17 protein-coding genes are annotated in these 24,536 nt (G+C 36.6%); 10 read left to right on the top strand and 7 right to left on the bottom strand.

The genetic code is table 11. The features are described from left to right. The first annotated feature begins 251 nt into the window (after window positions 1–251). The 8 genes from AC3WRL_RS18250 (at window position 252) to AC3WRL_RS18215 (ending at window position 10,865) form a co-directional block, all read left to right on the top strand. Window positions 252–1,097: a helix-turn-helix domain-containing protein gene (locus AC3WRL_RS18250; protein ID WP_214825926.1), complete on the top strand. Its 846-nt coding sequence runs from the start codon at window positions 252–254 to the stop codon at window positions 1,095–1,097. Between the two features lie 148 nt (window positions 1,098–1,245). Beyond that, a complete protein-coding gene (locus tag AC3WRL_RS18245) occupies window positions 1,246–2,031 on the top strand; it encodes an MBL fold metallo-hydrolase (protein ID WP_251040486.1) in 786 nt (261 codons plus the stop codon). 236 nt (window positions 2,032–2,267) lie between these two features. Further along, on the top strand, window positions 2,268–3,515 hold the full coding sequence (locus AC3WRL_RS18240; RefSeq protein WP_492330929.1) for an epoxide hydrolase family protein: 1,248 nt from the start codon (window positions 2,268–2,270) through the stop codon (window positions 3,513–3,515). Between the two features lie 312 nt (window positions 3,516–3,827). Next, the gene (locus AC3WRL_RS18235; protein ID WP_492330928.1) at window positions 3,828–6,332 is read left to right on the top strand and encodes a PIG-L family deacetylase; all 2,505 of its coding nucleotides are present in this window, start codon (window positions 3,828–3,830) and stop codon (window positions 6,330–6,332) included. A gap of 100 nt (window positions 6,333–6,432) precedes the next feature. Further along, entirely contained in the window at window positions 6,433–8,124 is a 1,692-nt protein-coding gene (locus AC3WRL_RS18230) for a sodium:solute symporter family protein (RefSeq protein WP_214825921.1), read from the top strand. Between the two features lie 21 nt (window positions 8,125–8,145). Further along, a complete protein-coding gene (locus AC3WRL_RS18225; RefSeq protein WP_214825920.1) occupies window positions 8,146–8,664 on the top strand; it encodes a DUF2911 domain-containing protein in 519 nt (172 codons plus the stop codon). Window positions 8,665–8,881: 217 nt separating this feature from the next. After that, a complete protein-coding gene (locus AC3WRL_RS18220; protein ID WP_492330927.1) occupies window positions 8,882–9,508 on the top strand; it encodes a hypothetical protein in 627 nt (208 codons plus the stop codon). A 775-nt stretch (window positions 9,509–10,283) separates the two neighbouring features. Continuing rightward, window positions 10,284–10,865, top strand: coding sequence for a Crp/Fnr family transcriptional regulator (locus AC3WRL_RS18215; protein WP_214825918.1), 582 nt, complete (start codon window positions 10,284–10,286; stop codon window positions 10,863–10,865). A gap of 23 nt (window positions 10,866–10,888) precedes the next feature. Here the strand turns inward: AC3WRL_RS18215 and AC3WRL_RS18210 are convergent, their stop codons facing one another. Beyond that, window positions 10,889–11,263: a hypothetical protein gene (locus AC3WRL_RS18210; RefSeq protein ID WP_492330926.1), complete on the bottom strand. Its 375-nt coding sequence runs from the start codon at window positions 11,261–11,263 to the stop codon at window positions 10,889–10,891. Between the two features lie 150 nt (window positions 11,264–11,413). Between AC3WRL_RS18210 and AC3WRL_RS18205 the strand changes: the two genes are divergently transcribed. Together AC3WRL_RS18205 and AC3WRL_RS18200 are read left to right on the top strand one after the other, a co-directional pair. Then, window positions 11,414–12,166, top strand: coding sequence for an SDR family oxidoreductase (locus tag AC3WRL_RS18205; protein ID WP_492330925.1), 753 nt, complete (start codon window positions 11,414–11,416; stop codon window positions 12,164–12,166). Between the two features lie 73 nt (window positions 12,167–12,239). Next, entirely contained in the window at window positions 12,240–13,244 is a 1,005-nt protein-coding gene (locus AC3WRL_RS18200) for a bestrophin family protein (RefSeq protein ID WP_492330924.1), read from the top strand. 181 nt (window positions 13,245–13,425) lie between these two features. On the opposite strand, the gene AC3WRL_RS18195 is transcribed toward AC3WRL_RS18200, so the two are convergent. The 6 genes from AC3WRL_RS18195 to AC3WRL_RS18170 form a co-directional block, all read right to left on the bottom strand. Continuing rightward, on the bottom strand, window positions 13,426–13,635 hold the full coding sequence (locus tag AC3WRL_RS18195; RefSeq protein WP_261511868.1) for a hypothetical protein: 210 nt from the start codon (window positions 13,633–13,635) through the stop codon (window positions 13,426–13,428). Between the two features lie 193 nt (window positions 13,636–13,828). Continuing rightward, window positions 13,829–14,251: a transposase gene (locus AC3WRL_RS18190; RefSeq protein WP_214825910.1), complete on the bottom strand. Its 423-nt coding sequence runs from the start codon at window positions 14,249–14,251 to the stop codon at window positions 13,829–13,831. A 242-nt stretch (window positions 14,252–14,493) separates the two neighbouring features. Beyond that, window positions 14,494–20,694, bottom strand: coding sequence for a DUF8202 domain-containing protein (locus AC3WRL_RS18185; RefSeq protein ID WP_492330923.1), 6,201 nt, complete (start codon window positions 20,692–20,694; stop codon window positions 14,494–14,496). A gap of 208 nt (window positions 20,695–20,902) precedes the next feature. Beyond that, window positions 20,903–21,427, bottom strand: coding sequence for a phage tail-like protein (locus AC3WRL_RS18180; RefSeq protein WP_261511870.1), 525 nt, complete (start codon window positions 21,425–21,427; stop codon window positions 20,903–20,905). Between the two features lie 245 nt (window positions 21,428–21,672). Further along, on the bottom strand, window positions 21,673–22,248 hold the full coding sequence (locus tag AC3WRL_RS18175; RefSeq protein ID WP_492330922.1) for a hypothetical protein: 576 nt from the start codon (window positions 22,246–22,248) through the stop codon (window positions 21,673–21,675). A gap of 575 nt (window positions 22,249–22,823) precedes the next feature. Beyond that, window positions 22,824–24,452, bottom strand: coding sequence for a helix-turn-helix domain-containing protein (locus tag AC3WRL_RS18170; RefSeq protein ID WP_492330921.1), 1,629 nt, complete (start codon window positions 24,450–24,452; stop codon window positions 22,824–22,826). Window positions 24,453–24,536: the final 84 nt, after the last annotated feature.

Raw genomic sequence — 24,536 nt, 5'->3', positions numbered from 1 at the left:
TCTTTGTCAAGTATACTGTACATGGGAGTGATTTTGAAATGATTATGTTTTGCAATACAAATTACGACATCCCTTTCTTATTTGAAGAATAAGTTTAAATCACTTCATATTCAATTTTCATTTTTAATATATTTGTTAAAACTTTAGTTTATGAAAAGGTATGTAAAATGTAATCATGGAAGTTTTTTTAAGGACAAAACAATTACCTTAGGATATCTGGCGCTTTCAAAAGCGGAGCTATATATTTAACCATGGTTTTCGAAAATGACTCGAAGGAGTTTCTCAGTCTTACTGAACTTGATAGTGAAAATCAGGATAGTGTTTTTCATGCTCAGAAAATGGACAAGACTTTTATCTGGAATACGGCAGACAGTTTAGCAATAACCATTGATAATGTTCCCTATCAATTTTCAAGAAATGAGATTATCTTTTTAACTGAATTTCACAAAATTGATCATGTACAACTCTTTAGCGCCCGCATGATTAGGTTCAATAAATCTTTTTTTTGCATGATTGATCAGGATAGCCAAGTAGGGAGCAAAGGTCTGTTGTTTTATAGTACAACACACGTTCCAAGGTTGGTTTTAAATGAAAGTGAAGCCGAAGATTTTGAGATCTCATGGAAAATTTTCTGTAAAGAAATGCAAAAGGAAAATCTCCTGAAAAAAGAAATGTTGGAAACAATGCTTAAGAGAATGCTAATTCTCTCTGTTAGGATTTTAAGTAAATCCACTTATTTAAAAAGCTTGGAGAAAAAGCAATTGGATATCATCAGGGAATTTAACTATCTGGTCGATTCCTACTTTTTCAAACATCATGACGTTGCTTTTTATGCATCAAAATTAAACAAGTCACCAAAAACACTGGCCAATTTATTTTCAACGGTCTTAAAACGTACTCCTCGTGAAATTATTCATGATAGGATTATGATTCATGCCAGAAGGCAGATCAACTACAGCAATTCTTCAATCAAGGAAATTGCTTATCAATTAGGCTACAATGATATTCAGACATTTAGTCGGTTTTTTCGTAATAGAGAAGGTATATCTCCCATTCAATATCGTGATAAATTTGCATCGCAGCAGAAGTCCCACTAAAATTACTATAGTATTCCTCTTTACCCAGCGCAGGAAGAATTGCTAACTGTTAAGGAACATTTGCCTATCAATGGCCTCTTTTTTACTTGCACATTTGTCTTGTCAATAAAAAATGAGAAAAATTATGGATAATAAAGAAAAAGTTAGGATGCGTAGGCTGGGGTGGGCCGGGGTGGAAATCGAATGTGCAGGAGAAACACTTTTGATAGACTATGTTCAGGATATTTCGCCGTTGGCTGTGATACGCAATCCTGAGGAGCAATTTTTGGCATCTTCTAAAACTGGCGTGGCCTCAGTCGCGTTATTAACACATTTACACAGTGACCACGCAGATCCTAAAGCATTAAGTGTGGCACTTAGCAAAGATGCGATAGTTTTTAGGCCAATTGAGGCTAGAGGGAGCGATGCAGATATGGTATTGACGAAGGATGCCGAGATCGAACTTAAAAAATATGAGCTCAGGACTGAAATAGTCAGAGAGTGGGAAGAAAGAAAAGTCGGGCCATATCGGATTTTTTCGGTGCCTGCTGTTGATGGTTTCGGAGATCCTCAGTTGAGCTGGATTGTAGAGTTTGGAGGATTTAGAATTTTTCATGCCGGAGATACCTTGTATCATGGCTTTTGGTGGAAAATTTTTCACAGATTTGGTCCCTTCAATATTGCATTCCTACCGATAAATGCGCCAATTGTAGATTTTCCATCACTTAGGCCAATGAGTCCCGTTGAAGCTGTAATGACTCCGGAACAGGCTGCTGCAGCTGCAAATATCCTTAGAGCTGACTTTGTGGTTCCAATACATTATGGTACCATGCATCAACCACCTATCTATATCGAGACTCCACATGCATTAGAGCGATTGAGTGCCAGCTTAGCGGATCTAGATACAGGTATTATGATTAAAGAACCTGGTGATTGGTTTGAACTTTTAAAATAATCAGAAAATGCCTCAAGGTAGCCCAGTTGATTCTTGAAGCTGCAAAATCATCCGAATAAATTGACCCCAGGGACTATTCAATAGGTATGTAAACTTTAAAAATTTGGAATCAAATTAAAGTTCAGATTATCAATTTTTTATCAAGTAATCATTGGGGATTTCTAATTGACACCGCTACGGCTTTTAGGGGAAGGGTTACGGTTGAAAACTAGCAATTTCTGATTAAATTTATAACAATGAATCTTCTAACCAGACGAGAATTAATTAAAAAGAGTAGTTTAGCTTTAATGGGTATTTCGTTACCTTTAATCACAAAAATAAATCATTCATTTATGGAGATGCCAACACCTAGCAATATGATTAAACCATTTTCAGTCAAGGTTCCACAACAAGTTCTGGACGATCTAAAATTAAGGTTAAATCTAACCAGATGGCCTGATCAGATAATAGGATCCGATTGGAATTATGGTACTGATCTTTCTTATTTGAAAGAATTGACAACATATTGGCAGGAAACATTTGACTGGCGAAAAGTTGAAACTGAAATCAATTCTTATCCCAATTTCATGGCTGATATTGATGGATATCAGATTCATTTTATGCATATTAAAGGAAAGGGTAAACGATCAGTACCATTGATAATTACCCATGGATGGCCAGGATCATTTCTGGAAATGATGAAACTTATACCTCTATTGACTGAAGATCCTTATTTTTCTTTTGACTTAGTTATCCCGTCTGTTCCGGGATTTGGCTTTTCTGGTAAAATTACTGATCCCGGTTGCAACAGTGAGTTTGTTGCCGACATTTGGCATCAGTTAATGATGGAACTTGGGTATCAACGTTATGGAGCACAAGGTGGTGATATAGGTTCTGGGATCAGCACATGGTTGTCTTTAAAATATCCATCTCATATTATTGGTTTGCACCTCAACTATATCTCTGGTTCTTATAAGCCCTATATAGCAGATGGTGAACAGCTTTCTGAAGAAGTATTAGCTTTTCAGAAGACTGCAGCTGATTGGTCTGCCAGGGAAGGGGCATATGCTTATATACATGCTACGAAACCACTGACAGTTGCATACGGGCTAAATGATTCTCCTGTTGGATTATGTGCATGGATCATTGAAAAATTTAAGGGCTGGAGTGATAATAATGGAAATATTGAAAATAGTTTTACCAAAGATGAGCTGCTTGCCAATATCACCTTATACTGGATAACACAAACCATACATTCCTCTATGCGGATTTATAAAGAAAACAGTAAAAACCCACTAGTATTTAAAAAGAATGAGTTCGTAACGATACCAGTTGGCTTTGCTAAATTTCCAAAAGAATTGCCCACTCCACCCCGGTCATATATTGAAAGAGGTTTTAATATCCGATCTTGGACAACAATGTCTGCTGGTGGGCACTTTGCTGCAGTGGAACAACCGGAATTACTTTCTGAAGATATTACAGATTTTTTCTCAAAATTGAGCTAAACAACGTAATAAAAGATTGTGTGACAATAACTGTATGTTATCAAAAGCAAAAACAAATTTTAGCTTATAGCTTTAGATCGCGAAACATATTGTAACCCTTAAAACGTTAATTATTGTTAGAGTAAAGGTACGGGCTGAATTTCTTTCTTAAAAGTTCCAAAACAAATTACAATTGAAAAAGTTGATTTACATTAGAATCAGCGTGGATGGAGTATCGAAAAAATCTCCCACAAAAAGAAAATGAGAAGCTCTTAGATGTTAAGGTTGAAAGAAAGATGATTTACTTATATTTGCCCTGCAAAGCAAATTAAAATGTTCAAAAAAGTAAGCACTGTATTTATTCTTGGCTTTTATACGATTTTTTGTTCGGCCCAACAGGTTCGGCCTTCAAAATCATCTGAAATTTACCGCGAACTTAAGACACTTAAACACTTACCTAAAGTTTTATATCTTGCTGCTCATCCCGATGATGAAAATACAGGATTACTCTCCTGGCTAATAAACGACCAAAATGTAGAAACGGGCTATTTGTCTTTAACCAGAGGTGATGGTGGTCAGAATTTATTAGGCACAGAGCAGGGGGCTGCATTGGGTTTAATCAGAACGCATGAGCTCTTGGAAGCAAGAAAGTTAGACGGCGCCCAACAGTTTTTTACCCGGGCGATTGATTTCGGGTTCTCTAAAAATACTACTGATACCTTTAAACAATGGGATGCAGACAGCATTACAGCGGATGTAGTTTGGGCAATCCGCAAATTCCGTCCTGATGTTATCATTTGTCGTTTTCCACCTACTGCAGCGGCAGGCCACGGACAACATGCGGCTTCGGCTGTGGTTGCAGAAAAAGCTTTTAAGCTGGCAGGCGATAAAACTGCTTTTCCAGATCAACTAAAATATGTTAATGTATGGCAACCCAAACGCGTATTATGGAATACTTTCCGCTTTGGTGCAGTCAATACGACAGCTGAAAATCAACTGAAAGTTACCGTTGGGCAATATGATGCGCAACTGGGAATGGGCTATGGTGAATTGGCAGGATTAAGCAGAAGTTTACATAAAAGCCAGGGTGCAGGAACACAGTCTGTGGCCGGGACCAGAACCGAATATTTTACTCACGTTATTGGTGAACCTGCAAAAGCAACACTTTTTGATGGGGTAGTTAAAACATGGACCACAAAGGGAAACGCTGATATTGACCAATCATTAGATAAAATTATTTCCGCTTTCAATTTCAACGAGCCAGACCTTAGCTTACCTGCTTTGCTTGCTTTACGAAAAAAGTTTATGACGCTAAATGATATAGACCTAAAAAAGGATAAAATTAAAGCACTCGATAATATCATTTTAAGCTGCGTGGGCTTCATGGGTGAGGCAGTTACCAATCAAGCTGAAGCTGTTGCCGGAGATCACTACAATTTTAAGTTGAATCTGATTTCAAGAACTTTAAATCCTGTTATTTTAGAAGATGTAAAATGGTTAAGTAAGTCAGAAAGCTTCAATAGAAAACTATCAAAAGATTCTTTAATTACTATTGAACATAAAATTCAGATTCCTGCTGATGCAGCACTCACAGAACCTTACTGGTTGGAAAGACCAGCCACGAATGCGGCAACTTTCTCTGTTACAAATGATACTTTAATCGGTTTGCCTGAGGCAGAATCACCACTGAATATCTTACTTGGTTTAAGAATAGGTTCGGACAAGTTTCAGGTTAAACTTCCTTTATCTTTCAAGAAATTAGACCCTGTGCGCGGTGATGTGGTCGAAGCCTTACGCATTGTTCCTGCACTGGAACTGAAATTTACACAACCCCTTTATTTGGTCAAAGAAAATGAAGATTTACATTTGAGTTTAAATTTTAAGGTTAATTCTAACAAACAATACAGTAACGGTAATCTGAACCTGATGTATAACGGAGAACGGTTAGGCGGCACTGATGTAAGTTCAATCAATGGAAAAGATACTACCGTCGATTACGTTATTCCAAAAACTAAGCTTGCCTCAATACATTCGGATCGTTTTCAACTGGATGCAAATTATGTTGCAGATGGAGTAACTTACAATAAAAAAAAGGTGTTAATTCAATACCCGCATTTACCGTCATTACAATATTTTGCGCCTGCAACTGTAATCGTAATGAAAGGCAATATTCAGTCGAAAGTTAGAAAAGTTGGTTACATAGAAGGTGCAGGCGATTTCATTCCTGAGTTCCTACGCATTGCAGGTATTCAGGTAGAAGTCCTGAAAGACGAAGATTTTTATGGAAACCTAGATGAATCTGGCGGAAAAGCTAATCAAAACAAGCTATCGCAATATGATGCAATCATACTTGGTGTTCGTGCCAATAACACAGAGAAGAAGTTGGGTCGCTGGATGCCTTTTTTATGGTCTTATGTAAAAGGCGGGGGTAATTTGGTAATGCAGTATAACACCAATCAGGATACAGCAGTTGATAAATTGGGGATGTACAATTTCAGTATTACCAATAAGAGGGTTACCGAAGAAAATGCTGCGGTTACGTTTTTAAATCCCAATCATAAGTTACTGAACTTTCCGAACAAAATCACTGCGGATGATTTTAATGGTTGGGTACAGGAGCGTGGCGCCTATTTCCCTGCTCAATGGGATTCGGCTTATGAACCGCTTTTTGAAATGCACGATTCAGATGAAGAGCCTCTGCAGGGATCAACTTTATATGCTAAGTATGGTAAGGGTAATTTTATTTATACACCTTTGGCATTTTTCAGACAGTTGCCTGCGGGAAATGTTGGTGCGGCACGTTTGTTTTTAAACTTTTTATCTGCACAGAAAAACTGATGAACAAACAACTTAAAAATTGGAATACCTGGTACATATTATTAGCAATTGCATTAGTATTTCAGATCGCATTTTATTATTTGTTTACTAAATTCTGGGCATGAGTAATATAGATTGGACCGTTCTCATTTTTACACTTGTTGCTGTGGTTGTTTACGGCGTATTTATCGGTCGTGGACAAAAAAGCAATGAATCATACCTGAAAGCAGATAATAAAATGCCTTGGTACATTGTGCTTATAGGTATTATGGCCACGCAGGCAAGTGCAATTACTTTTCTTTCAGCACCAGGTCAGGCTTATACAGACGGAATGCGTTTCGTTCAGTATTACTTTGGTTTGCCTTTGGCGATGATTGTTATCTGTATCACTTTCATCCCGATTTTTCAGCGTTTAAATGTTTACACGGCCTATGAATATTTAGAAAACCGTTTTGACAAAAAAACAAGGGTACTTACTTCACTGCTTTTTCTTTTTTCCAGAGGTTTATCAACAGGAATCAGCATTTACGCTCCGAGTATCATCTTATCAAGCGTTTTAAACTGGAATATTTATTTAACCAATGTTTTAACAGGTGGTATTCTGATGATTTACACCTATGTTGGTGGTGCAAAAGCTATCGCTCACACCCAAAAATTACAGTTTCTTATTATTCTGGGAACAATGGCTTTTGCAGGTTATTTGCTTATCCAAAATATGCCGAATGGAGTTGGTTTTAAGGATGCACTTTATCTGGCTGGGAAATCCGGAAAGCTGAATGTAATCACCACAGAATTTGATTGGAAAGATAAATACAATATTTGGAGCGGGTTAATTGGCGGTTTTTTCCTGGCACTTTCTTACTTCGGTACTGACCAGAGTCAGGTCGGGAGGTATATTACAGCGAAAGACAATACCAATGCAAAAATGGGCTTGCTGTTGAATGGATTGGTTAAAATTCCGATGCAATTTGCTATTCTCCTGATCGGAGCTTTGCTTTTCGCTTTCTTTTCTCTAAAACCGGCTCCGATTTATTTTAACGAACGTTCTTACCAATATTTAAAGGAAACAAAACCTGAACAGGCACATGTCTTTGAAAAAGAGCATCAGAATTTGCAAATAAAATTTAATGCAGAATCGAAAGAAATTCTAAGGTTGAAAGAAACTCATTCTCCCCAACTCACAAAAACAATTCAGGATTTTAAAAATACACAAACCCAGGTAAAAGCACTTCACGGCAGAGTAGAAGAAGCGATCAATAATTCAAACTATAATGCGGAGAAAACGGATACAAATTACATTTTCCTGTATTTCGTAAAAAATACCTTGCCTGTAGGGATGATTGGTTTATTATTTGCCGTTATTTTTCTGGCCAGTTGGGGTTCAATTTCGGCAGCGCTGAATTCTCTTGCCGCTTGCTCATTAAAAGATGTTCATTTAATATTTAGTAAAGAAATTCCTGATGAGAAAACCGAATTGAAGTACAGTCGCCTGCACACTTTAGCGTGGGGTATTTTCTCAATCGGCGTAGCCATGTTTGCAACTCAAATGGGTTCCCTTATTGAAGCGGTTAATGTATTAGGTTCTCTTTTCTACGGCCCGATATTGGGGATTTTTCTTGTCGCTTTTTACTATAAAAAAATTACCGGTTCAAATGTATTTATTTCTGCAATTTTATCAGAAATCGCGGTTATTGCCGTTTATCAGCTCGATATCGTTTCTTTCCTTTGGCTTAATGTAATTGGGGCAGCGGCAGTAATTATATTTTCTGCAATCGGGTTATTGTTTTATAAGCCGAAAGCAGTAAATTCGTAAGCACAAACAAACAAAAATATTATGAAAACAATGATTAAATCTGTCACCGTACTTTTTGCTGCAATGACGCTTTCAGTGAATGCCTTTGCACAGGATACTAAAAAACCTGCCAGCCCTCCGGCTACTGCTACGGGAAAAATTAAAGATGCAACCATTACCATAGCCTATAGCAGTCCTTCTGTTAAAGGACGTACAATTTGGGGTGGTTTAGAAGCTTATAATAAAGTTTGGCGTGCTGGTGCCAATGAAGCAACAACTTTCGAAACAGATAAAAATATTACCGTTCAGGGTAAACCGCTGCCTGCAGGTAAATATAGCTTTTTCCTGATCCCTAAAGAAGGCGGAACCTGGACTGCGATTTTTAATAAAGAGCCAAAACAATGGGGAGCTTATAAGTACGAAGAAGCAAAAGATGCTCTACGTGTTGATGTAAAAACAAAAGCTTTACCAGCAACACAGGAAACTTTAGTTTATAAAATAAACAGTAATGGATTCACAATGGATTGGGATAAAATCTCAGTTCCTGTAGAGATCAAATAAATCTAAATATGACAAATTAAAATCCCGTTAATCCGGGATTTTTTTGTTTAAAATTTTGATATTGTATCAAAGATTACGATTCTTGTGAAAGAGTACCAATATTAAAATTAGATGAGGTGCCACCCTATGTTTATTTTAAATTATTTTTGAAATATCCATTATCTTTCTTAAAATAAAACATGATCATTATTTAGAATCAGATCTATCAAAATAAATTATGATTTTTCTTAATAAGCGAACGTTGCTAAAGAGAAAATTCCATAATATTAATCAGGGAATTAGCGCTGGCTATGAAGAAAATAAAGCAGACTATAAGTATTATAAGATACCCAAAAACATCAATACCAAAAACCAAATTAATATGACATCTAAAACATTATTTATAACAGCAGTAATTGCAGGAACATTATCAACAGCCACCTCATGCTCATATTTTGAAAGTGGTAAAAACCTTGAAAAAGGAACACCAATGGAATCGTCGAAGACGGCAGTACAAAAAATTTTAGCTGATAAAGAAACGAATGAAGGGAAACGTTTTTCTATCACAGGCTATTTGAATTATTCTGCAGGAATGACTGTTTATGTTGACAGACCCCAATCAGTATATGTAAATACAGCACCGGGTGATGACGGAGAAACTATTACTCCAATAGAGCTGAAGTGGGCAGAAAATGGAAATAACAGCGTTTTTGTCCCTGAAGATGCGGGACGGGGATCGGATAAAACAATATTTTATGATAATGAAGGAAAACCACTAACAACGAATGATAAGGTAGAAGTATCATTTGAGGTTGATAAAGCATCAATTTATCCAGTTAAAATAAGAGTAGATAAAGTAAAATAATACTGAGAGCGAGCTGCAGCGTTTAATGAATTTTTTATAATAAATAAACTGAAATAAGTAAAAAAAGTAGAGCAATTGTAGCTGAAGAACCTGATAACACATCACTAAATTTAAAATTATTATGCAGGTAAATTATTTTATACTCATATTTACAGGTCTTTTTTTAATGGGCACATACATTAATTACAGGTATACTCAAAAGAAAGGGATGGTATTCAGGTACAAACCTGTTTTTTTAATTATTGTAGTTATTTTATTTTTGGTTTCCTTGTATGGAATTATTTTTGGAAAGCCATATAATGAAATTCTACCTTTTATAAGGTAAAAACAAATTACTTTTGAATATACTTGAAGAGGATCACAAATTGGATTAACCTATTCTGGCTGAATAATTATAAACCAGACTAATTCATTAGGAATGAATTAAATTAAATAATTTTATGGTCAATTATACGAGGTTTTGTGATTTCATTGACTGTGAATGTCACGATTTATTATCACTCTAAGCAAAAGAAGTAATACACCATTAATAGACAAGAGAGCCTACCAACATAGGCTCTCTTATTTTGTATATTGCTAGGCTTTCAATAGAAAACATGATAACTATAACTCAGTATTAGTGGCTTATTATCACCATTTTCTGCATCTAATGTGAATAATTTAATTTAAATTCAAAGAATATGTTTTTTAAAAATTAATTTTGTTAGTACTATTTATAAAGTCTAAAATATCCCAAAAGCTAACAGTGATTATAACTTCAAACTTCAACAAGATTATGACCAAAAAATTAATAAGCCATTTTAGAAAGTATGTTGAAATAGACCCTAACGATGAGCCTTTAATTTTATCATATTTCGAACCTTTAGTTTTTGCAAAAAAGGAAAATTTAACACCTGACAATTCTCAATGCAAGTTTCATTATTTTGTAGAAAATGGGTGTCTGCGTATGTTTTTTATTTGCGATAAAGGTATTGAACAAACTATTCAATTTGCGATCGAGAACTGGTGGATTACTGACTATCTCGCGTTTGAAAAACAAGCTCAAACAGAATTTATTATACAAGCGGTTGAAAAAACAGAGGTTTTAGCAATTAGTTATAAAAATCAGGAAAAACTTCTCAAGAAGTACCCTCAGCTTGAACACTATTTCAGACTGATTTACCAGAGAGCTTATGCTGCAACCCAACATCGCTCTAAATATTTGCATACTCTTTCCAGTGAACAACTCTATCATCTTTTTAATAATAAATTCCCAGAATTTACCAGGAGAGTTCCTCAACATATCCTTGCATCCTACCTTAATATGACCCCTGAGTACCTAAGCGAGATAAAAGCGAAGAAGCGTTCTACCTCTTAAACTCAAATTTTGGTAAGACATATTTAATTAATTACAAGATAGGATTCTTTGACCACCTGCCATCTTTCTGATGAATATTCCCAAATCAATGTAAAGAATTTAGGGTCAGATTTTCCATTCAATTCCAAATCGCGGGTCATCACTACCATACCCATATTACCATCACAAACAGCATAGTGAATTTCTGCCTTGGTTGAGAAGGGGGTAACTTTTGCATCGCTGTTGCTTTGAACAAAACCAACAAGCTGTTCTTTGTTCATAGTATCTACCGTTCCATTCTTTTCAACCTTTACAATCAGTAAATTCTCCGCATAGACTTGCTTTACATAAGGTACATTGAAATGTGTTGCTTCATAAATTAGTTCTCTTGTTAGTTTAATTAAATTTTCGCTGTTCATTTTTTAATTTTTTTTAATTGATACAAATGTTATGATATACTTGGATACAAAAGTGAAAATAGTTCCATTGTAAAATCTTAAACTGGTTTAAGATTATACTTTTTTTTTATCCTCAATTTTGTTTTTATTAATAGCTAAAACAAAAATCAAATGAAAATTGTAATTATTGGAGGTACCGGACTTATTGGTAGCCAAGTGGCAAACATGTTGAAAAATGAACACGAAGTAATTGCTGCCTCACCTAATACAGGAGTAAACACGATCACGGGAGAAGGTCTTGAAGAAGCCATTAAAAACGCGAATGTTGTCATTGATGTTTCTAACTCACCATCATTCGATGATGGTCCTGTAATGGATTTCTTTAAAACATCAAATCAAAATCTACTGCCTGCGGAAAAGAGGGCAGGGGTACAACATCACATTGCCTTGTCAGTTGTCGGAACGGATAAATTACAGGATAGCGGATATTTTCGTGCCAAGCAGATCCAGGAAAATTTAATCAAAGAATCTGGTATACCCTTTACTATTGTACATGCCACACAATTTTTTGAGTTTGCAGGCGGTATTGTTGCAATGAGCACATCCGAAGGAAAAGTTAAACTTTCGGATGCATTTATTCAACCCATTGCAAGTGCTGATGTTGCAACATTTCTTGTAAAAGTAGCAGTAGAAACCCCAGCAAATAAGATTCTGGAAATTGGCGGCCCCGAACAGTTCAGAATTGATGAGTGGATAAAGCAGTATCTCTCATCAACAGAAAAGACTTTGGAGATTGAAACTAATAGTAATGCGCCATATTCAGGTGTTGTACTCGAAAGGAAAACACTTATTCCTCAGAATCCTGTGTATATAGGAACTAATGAATACAAAAATTGGATAGCTAAGCCCGAAAACAAACGTTGATATTTGCGACTGGTTAAAAACGTCTTTGTATCAGTGGAGAACTTGATAATTAAAATAGATAAATAATTGAAATATGTATATTGGCAAATCATACAACCTTTTTGAATTTGTGATATGGACTAAGGGGAAAATATATATGTTGCTCCTCTTAAGTGCTATCCCTGTCATCTTATATGATGTACTCGAAATAAAATGGATAGCAATTCCCTGGTCAGTTATCGCAATGTTAGGGACAGCTACAGCGTTTATTTTAGGGTTTAAAAATAACTTAAGTTATAAACGTTCTCTAGATGCTCAAGATGTTTGGACATCAATTTTATCAAATAGTAGGGCTTGGGGGTTAGTAAGCAGAGATTATTTAAATAATGAGATTTCAAAAGACCTTATTTATAGGCATATAGCTTGGGTTACTGCTTTACGTTATGGAATGAGAACACTCAAAACATGGGAGTCAACAAATGAAACAAATAATGTAGCATATCGTAAATTATTTAAGATTCCTGAACAAGAAACAAACCTTGAGGAGGAATTGGCAAAATATCTTATAGCCAGTGAGTTGCAAGCCGTTTTAAAATCTAAAAACATTTCAACCCATATTTTAAGTTTACAAAGTAAAACTTTGAAATCTCTTTATGACAAACAAGAAATTACAGTTTTACAATTTGTTGATATGGAAAAATCAATAAAAGACTTTTATAATTTACAAGGAAAAAGTGAACAGATAAAGAATTCACCATTTCCAGGCCAGTATAATACTATTAATAATTTGTTAGTCCGGTCTTTTACATTTTTGTTGCCTTATGGAATGTTGAATGACTTTGATAAGCTCAATGAAGGTATGGCTGGATTTATGAAGGGAAATATGATTTGGCTAATTATTCCTTTCAGCTTTTTAATTTCATGGCTATACTTTTCTATAGTTCAAGTGGGGGAAAATACTGAAAATCCATTTGAAGGAGGTGCGAATGATGTTCCAATATCTCAAATTAGTTTCCAATTAGAAATCGAATTAAGGCAAATGATCGGAGAAATTAATTTACCAGACTTTAGCATGCCTCAAAACAACATTATTTTATAAAAATCATGAGTACTCAGAAGAACATATTTAAAATCCGGCAAAGTCTAAGGTAACCCTGGATGAGAGCAAGTTTGTGAATGTTATTTTCATAAAAAAAATCACTTAAATATCTCTCAATGTACATTTTTTTAGATTATTCAAAAATCAAAATCTTTTTTTCCACTTAAGGATATCAACCTCTTTACTGAAACATCCTTCGCCATTTGGTCATTGTATTTCTACTTAATCCAAAGTGTTCGGCTACCTGAAGATTGTTCATTCTATGATTCTTCTGGTAATCAAGGATACGCATTATATCTGTTTCATTGTAGGAGCGAAGTTTTTGATTTATCTTTTTTGCATCTTTATTTTTGGTGCCAAAAATTCTGTTATTCAGGTCCGTAATGTCCATGGCAGAAAGTATTTTTTTGCCCAATATCTTTTCGCACTCGGCTTTCTTATGAGGAAATCGTTGGTCAATGATGTCTGAATATATTCGTTTATAATTAGGTTGATTTTGTTTTTTCATTATATTATTTTAAAGATCCAGATAAAGTGATCCAATTATGGATGTTTCTAACTTTTCATTGCTAGATGTCTTTTGATCATTTATTATGTTTTGCTATCCATTTACATAGAGTGGTATAAGGTATCCCATACTCATTCGTAATTTGACGTTTGGTTTTTTCTTGTTTCTGTATCAGCTCCAAAATGAAATCTATTATCTCCTGAGTATAGATACTCTTCCTGAAACGAGGCAGCTTTGAAGAATCCTGCTCTTTTATTGGGGCTGAAGGAGGGGCGTAGAGTATCAAATGCTGAGAATATAGTCTGAAGAAATCATATTCAAGCAATTTACTCCATCTCAATAAAATATTGGTGGGTAGGTTTTCCTGTATGTACATTTCATTGATTTCTTCATCTGTACATTTCATGAAGTTGCAGATACGTAATAAGTCAATATTGCTTTCTTTAACCCGAAGGTGGATGAATTTCCCAATATGAATATTCCTGAAATTTGAATTCATAACTTATATTTCTTTTAAAAGAGACGATATTATGGTATTAATATTTTGATCGCAGTTGACAAATACCCAATAATATGGTAAATACATTGAGGCTTTGTTGGACGATGTTGAAACGTTTTTTATCATCGTATTGTTTTTCTTTATTTTAAATGTTGGTTTATTTTTTAATTGATAGTCTTAGCCCCGTTCCGTACAATACTTTCCGGAGCTAAGTTTCTATCAATTATCAAATCTGTACTTTTCTAATCAGGACAAGTTTGTGTGGAGATACAGTGCCAATTCATGGTTGCATCACCTTCCTTAAGGGTGTACATCTTCATACATTTGTTGGTAATATCATACACCATCATACCCTCTACAGGTGTTGTAATAACAGGAGTTATCCCATCAGCGGCAACAGGTTGGTTTGATGTATTAAACTTGACTCTGTTTGGAACAAAACCTTTGGTTTTTGCTTCCAACACCAGCCAGCCACCTTTTCTTACCATTGGCCAGTTGTCTGTACTTCCTGCTCCAGCTCTTCCAAGAGAGGTAACTCCTACTTTTGTAGGTAATGCTGGATTGCCAGTTGTAGCAATAGCACCTGGCTTATAGCAGTAAGCCTTTCCTTCAGCAAACGTGATGTACCTTATGGTATTATCTGCATTGAAGTCATTCATGAATACCCATTTACCGCCTGCGAATATTCCAGTGATTGTTTTTACATTTGTTGTGAAAGTTGCATCATCTGCTACAATCATCTGAATGTTGTTTCCAGCTGAGAAAATAGCTCCATAAGCTGAGAGGTCTGCCTCAAAGTATAGGCTTCCAGAAGTATTTGAACGTTGAGATAGCCATGTTCTCTGGATTCTCTGCAGTGTAGTTCCGGCAATTGTGATGTTAACAAGCGGTGTTGCCGTAACATTGTTATCTCCAACCAGGAAGTATGTTTTATCATTCGTAAATCCTGTTCGCGTTGCAAGTTGGTTCGGAGAAGCAAAATCATTGATCGTGGCAACAGTGAGAATTGTTCCTGCATTGACACTTTTCGATACCTTTTGTTCTAACATTTCAATATCGTCACGAGATATTCCAAAAATGTTATTGTTGAACGTAATATTGGCTGCTCCGTTCCATACTGTGTTTCCATCTGTATTCAGATAATGGTCAGTATTTACTTGTCCCAGCGTAATACCATATTTAATAGCAAGATAGGAATCCACTCTTCTACGTTCAGCGGTGGTAAGGTTACCTTCTCCATAAACAATTGTTTCTCCCAGATTTCCAACAAAACCTCCATTATCACTTCCATTGGAGCCTATTTGTGTAGAACCGAAGGTATGCCCTCCGTTTAGAAAGCCTATGGAAGTATGTGCTCCAGTCATCGAAACAACACCTCCGTTGATTCCTTTACCAGTAGTGGTATTTAATAGATTGTGATATACAATGCTTGGAATCGTCGTTGACCTTATTCCTCCAGGATTAGCAAGAAATCTATACCCTTCATCAGCTCTTACTCTTTCTGTTCTATTGTCATACATATCGCCAAAACCATCCCAATAGTTGATGCTACCACTTAATTTAGAATTATCCAATAAAGAGCTAAATATCCTTCCATTTCCGCCAGGGTTTGATAACCCATCTTTTGTCAAGATAAAGATATCATAGGTATTGTTGCCAAAGGTTCTTACTGATGTATTTCCAATCGTTTGAGTATTTGCAGTAAAATTGACACCTGGATTGAAGTTAAAGTAATTGGCCGCACCCATCTTGAATTTTGGCAGGGCATTGGTTCCCAATTGTGCTGATGTAGTTCCTGAGAACTGATCAGTCCATGCTGTAATATCTGTCCCATCTCCTGTATTTGCAGCATCTTTATCAGCCCGGTACCAATAGGAAAGATTATTCACAACTCCACCCGGAGCAAGTCCAAAACCTGCAAAAGTGAAGAACTGCCCATCGGTTAATGTTACATTAGCTGTTTTGTAGATCTCACCGTTTATAGTTACTTCGGTCACCATTGGAGTGAAGGTAGAAGTTAGGTCAAATACAGGACCTGCAGACTGCACCAGGTATAGATTTTTTATTCCTTTAGGCCAGGCAACTGTTACAGTTCCTACACTATTGGTATTCTGTACCTTCCAGATGGCTTCAAAACGATAGTTCGTTTCCCCATTCGCTCCTGCAGTGTAAACTAGTGGAGTAGTCATTGATTGTTTAAGCCCATTGTCTCCTATGATCAGGAATTGTCCTTCCGTCAAAGAATTGGTATTGCCAATATTGGTATTGGCCAATGAATTTCCTACTCCAATTATTAGTTTTTGACCATCATTTACACTTCGTGATTGTTTTTGATGTAAAGCTGATGTATTATCTCTTGCTATACCCAAAATATTATTGTAATAGTTATTGGATGATCCATTCCAAACCACATTGCCTGCAGAGCTTAAATAATTTCTGCTTTGTTCTTTGCTCAGCGTTTGTCCATATTTAATAGCAAGATAAGATTCTACCTTATTTACCTCCAGATCAGTTAGCTTATCAGCAAAAACAATCATTTCATTTTCTTGCCCAATCAATTGTGCCCCGGCATCTGCTTTTCCTACCATTAAGGCACTACGGCTTACATCGGTATTTACATTTGAAATATTGATGTCGAAGGTCTGATGGAATCCGTTTAATGTGATGTTTACTGCATTGTTTCCTCCCGTTCCTGCGCCATTCTCCCAGGTACCGCCACCAATATAAGATCCATTGATCGTGTAGGTACTTTGAGGGGCATATTCACCTATTACAGGATAGAACAAAAATTTATTTCCTGTAAAGCTATACAGACCAGGGTCATCCATTGCATTTCCGGAACCGGCTGTTCCAAATCCCAGTAATGAAGAGGTTGCACTTGTTGTGTTTCCAGCTGAGAACAATGCTCCTTTGCTTCTATTCAACAGGTACCCTTGAGCATCTACCGGAGCATATTGCATCCATTTTTGAGTTCCATCGTAAATTACCGTTGGGTTGAAATTTGCTAAAGTAGTATTAGAAAACTTCGGACGATAGCCTGTTGTTGACTGTAAAAGAGGGAAAGGTTTGTTATTAAATTCGTTCCATTGCTGAACAGTAGCATTATCTACAGCGATCGTAGTTCCGGCGTCTGAGAATAGGTTTGAAGCAGCATCAGCACGATACCACGCAGCGGAAAATACTCCACCCGGTGCATATGCAAAACCGGCAAAGGTAAAATATTGACCGTTCGTTAATGTTGCGGTAGCTGTGTTATATACAATTCCGTTTACAGTAACCTCAGTAACCATTGGGGTAAAGTTGTCATTGCCATCAATTGCAGCATCTGAAGACTGAACTAAGTATATATTGTTCACTCCTTTAGGCCAAGCAACCGTTATGGTACCCACATTTCCTGAGTTTTGTACTTTCCAGATAGATTCAAAACGGTAGTTAACCACACCATTAGAGCCTGTAGTGTAAGAAAATGGTGTTTTAAGGCTTTGCTCCAAACCATTATCTCCTGTCATCAGGAATTGCATGTCATTAGCTAAGCCTGTACTGTTGGCTGCATTACTATCTGCAAATCCTGTTGTAGAAATGACAAGCTTCTGTCCGCTATTTGTACTTCCCGATTGCTTTTGATGTAATAAGGTGAGATCATCTTTGGCAATACCGAAAATATTATTGTTGTAGCCCGTATTAATGGTTCTGTCCCATATCACATTGCTGGTTGTTGAAAGATAATTCTCGCTCAATGTAGCCCCATTCTTGACAGCCAGATAGGAATTTATCCTCGACTGTTCATTCGCTGTTAAGGCACGTTTGAACCATAAAATTTCCATAATATCTCCAGGGAAAGCACCTGGTGCATCCCAGCCGGCCTGGCCTACTCTTAGATTACGACCATATAACTGAAATTTATTAGATCCGGTAAATGAAGTTGTTTCATAAGTACCATTCAGACCCAATCTTTTTTCTCCTCCGGATGAAGCCGAAGATCCTCCGTTGGCAACAGAATTATTAGCTATTACCGAGAACACGTTGGATGAACCGATATTGAAATTTGTAGAGAAATCTGTTGAGGTAGTAACATTATAATATTCATAATGTCTTGGCTTCCCATTGGCAATTGATGCTGCAGGTTCAGAAGCATAGGTTGCATCATCATCAATCCCTGTAATGCGTCCGGTTCCCGAAGTGCTGGGTCTTACTGCAGAGAAAATGGAATGGGATATATTAGGCAGTTCACCATTGGTAGGGTTCATTACAGAAGCCGTATTATAAAAGAATTTAGAAGTGGTATAACCGGTAGTATAAGGATTGAAATTATGGCTTCTGTCTGCAGGAGATAATGTTACCCCTCCCACATTCGGTATATTATCTGCATTTAAGGAATGATCCTTCCATGCCGTAGCAATACTTCCGGCATCATCCGATTTTACCCAAAATTCGGTTCCCTGCACTCCACCGGGGCCAGGAGCTGTAATGGTAACGGTAAGATCGCTGGTACTTGTACAGGTACCGGTGGTAACAGTCCATCTAAAAGTATATGTCCCTGAACTGGTAAGTCCTGTAACATTGGTATTATATAGGGATGGATTGGTGATTATAGGATTTGGAGCTCCGGCTGGTTTTGAAATCACGGTCCATAAACCTGTAGATGATGCTCCTGGATTATTCCCATTGAGAGAGGTTTGTGAAGCTCCTATTCCCAAGATTTGATTGGATCCTGCATTGGCATTTACCTGTGGGGATACGAATATTGAAAATGTACCCTCCGGAGAAGTTCCCGAGCATGCATATTCTTTATCCAGAAATCTGGAATCCACTCCACCTGCATTAGGAACAGCCCTTATCTTGAATACATACTCTCCCTGCTTATCTAAATTACTTATCGTGGTAGAAGTATTTGTCAATGTCCTGAGATTACTGGATTCGTAAGCAGGATTGGCAGCTCCGGCTGGCTTGGAAACCAGAGTAAAGTTATATACACCAGAAAATTCCTGAAGGTAGCTAGCGTTGACTACTCCTTGATATACAGCAGGTAAAGGAATCGTTGCCGTTACAATACCTGATCCTGTATAACATATTGTAGTATTTGGGACAGCCACATTCGGGCGGCTACCGTCTGAAATATGAATATAATAATCCTGACTATTACCGCAGGTGCCATTTTTAACTGCTAAATTAACAATGTAAGTTCCCACTCGCCAACCTCCGGCAGGTGGTGTTACCACTACGTTCCTGTTCATCGTCCCGGCTCCGTTCAAAACTAAAGTGGGATTTCCTCCGGAAGGAACAATACCCGAATTACCAACTGTCGTGGTAAGTGTTGCTGGGTCTGAGGGATCAATTTTGAAATAGATGGTAATAGGTGCCGTTGTACCTGCCTTATTACAATACACGGCACCCCCGCTACCGGTTGCACCATAGTACTGCATTTGTTCAGGATAAGAGGAATCGATAAAACTTACTAGTTTGGGATCTGTTCCATTATAGTTATAGGTTATCTGAGGAGTTGTGTATGTTCCATTGGCATTGGTAACGGTGATGGTGAACACATAGGCTCCTGTAACATTTACACCATTGAAGTAGATAGAACTATTTCTTATTTGATAAAATGAAATATTTCCACCTGCTGGTTGGCTGATGGCATTTATGGTAACTGTTGTCCCAAATGCCTGGTTTCCAGATGAGTTTGGCGTATTGGTTGCCAACATAGGAGAGGTTCCGCTCAAACTGATATACCGGTTGGTGTCTGTCGATGGATAGCATCTGTTATGGGTTGCGGGAAGACTTATTTGTGGATTAGGGATGAACCTGATGATTGCATCATCTTCGTACCAACAGTTTGGATTGTTGATAGATGTTATCCTTAATACTGCACGATAAGCTGGGTCAATGTCATGATTAGCTTTCTTTGTAAGGGTTAGGGTAGGGGTTGCGGTTGTCGTATTAGACATCGTTGCATTCGTGGTGGTGGTCTGATTATAATATTCTTTATTATAAATGTTATAATAGGTCCACGATGCGGTATACCCTGCAGGAATTACTGCATTTAAGGTTGCAGTACCGGTAATGGCAGAAACATTGGTGATGTCAGGTCCTGCGGTAAAAGATGAAACCTCTCCTGGGGCAGTAATGGTTATTTGTGAGGTTGCCGTGCCTGTAGTACAGTTCTGGGCAATCTGAAACACATAATTTCCAGGAGAGGTCATTCCTGTGACATTGGTATTATAACCTGAAGGGGTTACAATAATTGGGTTGGGGGCACCGGAAGGTTTGGATATCAGTGTCCACACTGGATTTCCAGCTGAGCTTCCCCCGGAGCTTCCCGATAAATTGGCAGACGTGCCACAAATGACGGCATTGGCTCCTGCATTGATGTTGCAGCTTTGTGCCAAAATCATCATATTACCCATAATGAGGAATATGAAGAAAAAGACGATTTGTTTTTTCATAATATATTAGTTTTTAGCCGGATTTCCGGTATGTGCGTTTTTATACTGTGATTTTTTATAAATATGACGATGTGTTTTATGAATTGAACTTTATAGAGATATCCAATATGATCTTTGAACACTTGATATTAATACCTACTTGAGTAGAGACAGTCATGTTTATAAAAAATGCGCTAATAAAAGTGTATTTCTTCCATATTTCATTCATTTAAGGTTTCCAGAAAGTCCAGACTTTGCCGTTGTATATGGCAAGTTGTCGTTTAACAGTGTCATAAGCCATCATTCCAGGAGCAGGGTCGATGATGTTAAGGTGTGGACTGGCTACTTTGGGTAATATCATTGCCTTGTTGGTGTCGGATAAAACCAACATACCAGGTGTACTGTCTGTGGCAGCTGCTGATCCGATGACTGATTTTGCGGTCGTAGATTCCGTTTTATTGGTCTGGATCAAAATATCCGCTGTTCCGGTGTTGTCAACACTTAAATCAGTCCATGTTCCGGAGTCCTTCAGGTATTTTACTTTGTGGTCGGTCGTATCATAAATGATGGTACCGTTGTCTGTAATTCCTGTTTTTGTTTCTACATAGGGAAGTACGAATCCCCGATTTTCTGTATCTGCAAATTCCAAAGATACCGAAGCATTGGTTACTGTCGGTTTTCCTATGGCAATCTGAGATTTTACAGTACCCGTTACAGCAAGTAAAATTGCTATGGGTAGAAGTTGTTTTTTCATGATTTTTAATTAGGTTTTATTTGAATTGAATGTTTTATTTCCAAAAAAGACGCCTGAAAAGAAAATAGTCGTTGACTGTATTCAGCCCAGGATTATCAGTAGCCTTTGGTTGTTGCCAATGATGGTTTCTTCTCCTTTTTTGTTTGAGTCAAAAAAACGACGTTATCTGTTCACATCGGACAAACCGGCGAATATGGATACATATGTTGAAATTTTCGTTTAATAAAGAGCTATCCGATGATTTGTTAAGCGATAGCCATACATAGAAATGGGGGAGGTCGGTTGAAATTTCTAAAGAATTCTAAATTTGAAACCCCACGGTTTTTATAGTTTTTTTTCAGGAAAGTATCTGGTAAATGGATTAGAATAGGCATCCTGTTTTCGGACCCAAAAAAAAGGAATTTCATCGTTCGTTGATTGGGTCTTATGATTTGCTTATCATTGTCGGAAACAGCCAGTAAAGATTTCTCTGATTGTGTATTTCCACTGAAAATTAATGTGGATCTATTGCTGTTTTTAACGATTTGAGAAATAGCCTGTCTTTTTTTGTATTTCCTTTTATTGGATACAAGTGTATTTTTTCTTTTGAGAATTTTCTTTATTTTATCCTTTTTCGGATGGGAAACATATATTCGTTCCATACCTGAAACGATAGTACCCTCTGATACAACTATAGCAGTTGATGCATGAAGAGTATCTGATGAAGGAGCTTCGTTACGTATACAAACAGCCTGTATGATCTGAAAGTTGATTAACAACAAGATGAATAAGAAAAACCTCCTCCCTCCAAGTGAATGCAGAGAGAAGATTTGGTTCATCATGTTATTTTCAGAATCGGTTGTCATTTTGATGCAATATTATGAATGCCACAATGCCTGTACAAGGCTGATGCATGAATAATTCGGAAAGTTTCATGTGTTGTTTGATTGATTTTACAATTTTCATATACTGAAAATCAGTTTGTTGAAAAATATCAAGGTATTTGTTTAAAATTTTAGAAATCCCAAATAGGTATTTGATTTTTGGGATATATGTTAAATATTAGTACTGAAGTTTACGAAAGATTTCCACAGCAAATGAACTCTGATTTGAATTTTAGCTTAGATTGAGATAATCAGGGAGAGGCTTTAGAAATGGATATCCAACTGAAGGGGTAAAATACTTCCAGACCAATAATTTGTACATTTCAGTTCAACCAGATGATAGTATAAATTTTTAAGGAGCTATAGTACAATGACTTTTCTTTTACAGAATGTAACATCCTTCAAGAGCTTGGAATGGTATCCAGCTAAAGTAATATTTGCCGCTATAGGTACGGTTGTATTGTGCTCATGGATTGAATAGACTTTTTTTGCAAAGGTATATTGATGCTATTCCTTTTTAAAATTATTTTGTATTACAGTATTTCCAGTTCAGTCTTCTTTTTCAGATTGTTAATAAAATCTGAGGGAGTTAGACCTGTTTCTTTTTTAAATGCTGTCTGAAAGACCCTATGATTGGCATAGCCACATAACTCTGCCAAAGAAGTAATCTTATATTTTCTGTATACTGCATCCTCATACAGTTTCCTGGTAATGTATTCAATTCTAAGGCTGTTGATGTAATGATTGAAGTTCTTGTCCTTATAGGATTTTATGACTTCTGAAAGATATTTTGTATTGGTGCCAAAATTACTTGCCATACTGGCTATTGTAATATCACTTTTCAGGTATTTCTCTGTTTTTTCAAATTTGGATATCTTAGTCAATAGTTGATTGACCGTTTCCTCAGCAATTGTTTTCGGAGCTTTTACTGCTTTTTCTCCATCCTTCTCCATTTCATTCTTTTGGTTTTCTGACTCATGCTTTATTTTGGTAATGAGTTCCTGAAATCTCTGTTGTAAGACTTTATTCCTGCTTTTCCAATAGTACCAAACACCACCACATCCCAGCATTATTATAATGAAGAACACATATAAGTAGTTTCTAAGGCTGCTGCTTTTTTCCTTTTCCTTTTCTTTTTTAATTGCTGTGGTAACTTTATTCACCGAATGTTTTTCTGCAATTTTAATACTGTCCCTGAGCTTTGTAAGAAGTTGATTGTATTTTTTTCCCTCAAGAGTATTATTTTTAGCCAAATAGGCCTCTGTCATGATTTCGTAGAAAATTTCCCGACTGGAAGGGGATGAAATTTTTTGCTCAAGTTCTAAGCCTTTCTGAGCATAGTGTATGGCCTTGTCGTTATCTTTTTGGTCAAAGTAAAAATCACCAGCCGTTCTGTATAGGTTCATTTTATTGAGTGAACTTATTTCCCTATTTTCTGCAATCTTCAATGATTTTAAAAGATATGTCTCTGCTGTCCTTGGTTCGGTGGGCTGAATGATCCATAAATAATACAATGTCAGGTTTGCCTGTATGGAAAGAATCAAATCATATTTCTTTTTTAGTGATATACTTGATGTTTTTTCAGATATTTTTTCTGCTTCGCTTAAGCCTTTTATGAGATATAGACGTACGGAATCAGGTTGTTTTTTGCTTTGATCAAAATAACCGGAATAGTTAGAATAAAATAAGCTGCTGTAATAATGACGTACATCATTGTCCTTGATTTTTGCCAAATATCTTTTTGAAAGCTGATAAGCTTTGTGGGAATCTTCCAGAAACCCCAAATCCCCCAATGAACCTGCTTTCATCTTGTACATATTGGATACTTCCTGTGGCGATGAATCTTCATTGATGTGGTTTTCCAGGTCTGTTGCAACCTCAATAACTTTCTCCGAATTATCCAATGTTGAATATGTTCGTATCAGTTCAGTACCAATGGAGAATGCAACATTGTATTTATTTTCCTTTGCAGTTCTGTAGCTTTTTTCCAGTTGTTTTATGGTATTGCTTACGATACTTGTACTGCCAATCTTGTGTTGTATGTCGTGTAATTCGTCCTTTAATTGTTCTTCGGATATTTTCTGGCTTTTTCCTAAGGTAAATAGATGTAGGATGATAAGGAATAAAATGGATTGGTAAGCTCTCATTTGACTGGAATTCAATGGTAATTTTGTTTGAAAAAGTGTTTTTACAAATGTATGATATTTCAAGCAAGTTAGCTGTCGTAAGATGGTTGAAAATGATAT

Source organism: Chryseobacterium sp. FW101-FHT12H09, assembly GCF_058790395.1.
The sequence above is the reverse complement of the archived record's forward strand: the minus strand, read 5'-3'. Positions and strand labels throughout refer to the sequence as shown.

Excerpts from the sequence above, each read along its gene's own strand:
- AC3WRL_RS18250 (WP_214825926.1), top strand. The coding sequence starts at position 252 with ATGGTTTTCGAAAATGACTCGAAGGAGTTTCTCAGTCTTACTGAACTT.
- AC3WRL_RS18245 (WP_251040486.1), top strand. The coding sequence starts at position 1,246 with ATGCGTAGGCTGGGGTGGGCCGGGGTGGAAATCGAATGTGCAGGAGAA.
- AC3WRL_RS18240 (WP_492330929.1), top strand. The coding sequence starts at position 2,268 with ATGAATCTTCTAACCAGACGAGAATTAATTAAAAAGAGTAGTTTAGCT.
- AC3WRL_RS18235 (WP_492330928.1), top strand. The coding sequence starts at position 3,828 with ATGTTCAAAAAAGTAAGCACTGTATTTATTCTTGGCTTTTATACGATT.
- AC3WRL_RS18230 (WP_214825921.1), top strand. The coding sequence starts at position 6,433 with ATGAGTAATATAGATTGGACCGTTCTCATTTTTACACTTGTTGCTGTG.
- AC3WRL_RS18225 (WP_214825920.1), top strand. The coding sequence starts at position 8,146 with ATGAAAACAATGATTAAATCTGTCACCGTACTTTTTGCTGCAATGACG.
- AC3WRL_RS18220 (WP_492330927.1), top strand. The coding sequence starts at position 8,882 with ATGATTTTTCTTAATAAGCGAACGTTGCTAAAGAGAAAATTCCATAAT.
- AC3WRL_RS18215 (WP_214825918.1), top strand. The coding sequence starts at position 10,284 with ATGACCAAAAAATTAATAAGCCATTTTAGAAAGTATGTTGAAATAGAC.
- AC3WRL_RS18210 (WP_492330926.1), bottom strand. The coding sequence starts at position 11,263 with ATGAACAGCGAAAATTTAATTAAACTAACAAGAGAACTAATTTATGAA.
- AC3WRL_RS18205 (WP_492330925.1), top strand. The coding sequence starts at position 11,414 with ATGAAAATTGTAATTATTGGAGGTACCGGACTTATTGGTAGCCAAGTG.
- AC3WRL_RS18200 (WP_492330924.1), top strand. The coding sequence starts at position 12,240 with ATGTATATTGGCAAATCATACAACCTTTTTGAATTTGTGATATGGACT.
- AC3WRL_RS18195 (WP_261511868.1), bottom strand. The coding sequence starts at position 13,635 with ATGGACATTACGGACCTGAATAACAGAATTTTTGGCACCAAAAATAAA.
- AC3WRL_RS18190 (WP_214825910.1), bottom strand. The coding sequence starts at position 14,251 with ATGAATTCAAATTTCAGGAATATTCATATTGGGAAATTCATCCACCTT.
- AC3WRL_RS18185 (WP_492330923.1), bottom strand. The coding sequence starts at position 20,694 with ATGAAAAAACAAATCGTCTTTTTCTTCATATTCCTCATTATGGGTAAT.
- AC3WRL_RS18180 (WP_261511870.1), bottom strand. The coding sequence starts at position 21,427 with ATGAAAAAACAACTTCTACCCATAGCAATTTTACTTGCTGTAACGGGT.
- AC3WRL_RS18175 (WP_492330922.1), bottom strand. The coding sequence starts at position 22,248 with ATGATGAACCAAATCTTCTCTCTGCATTCACTTGGAGGGAGGAGGTTT.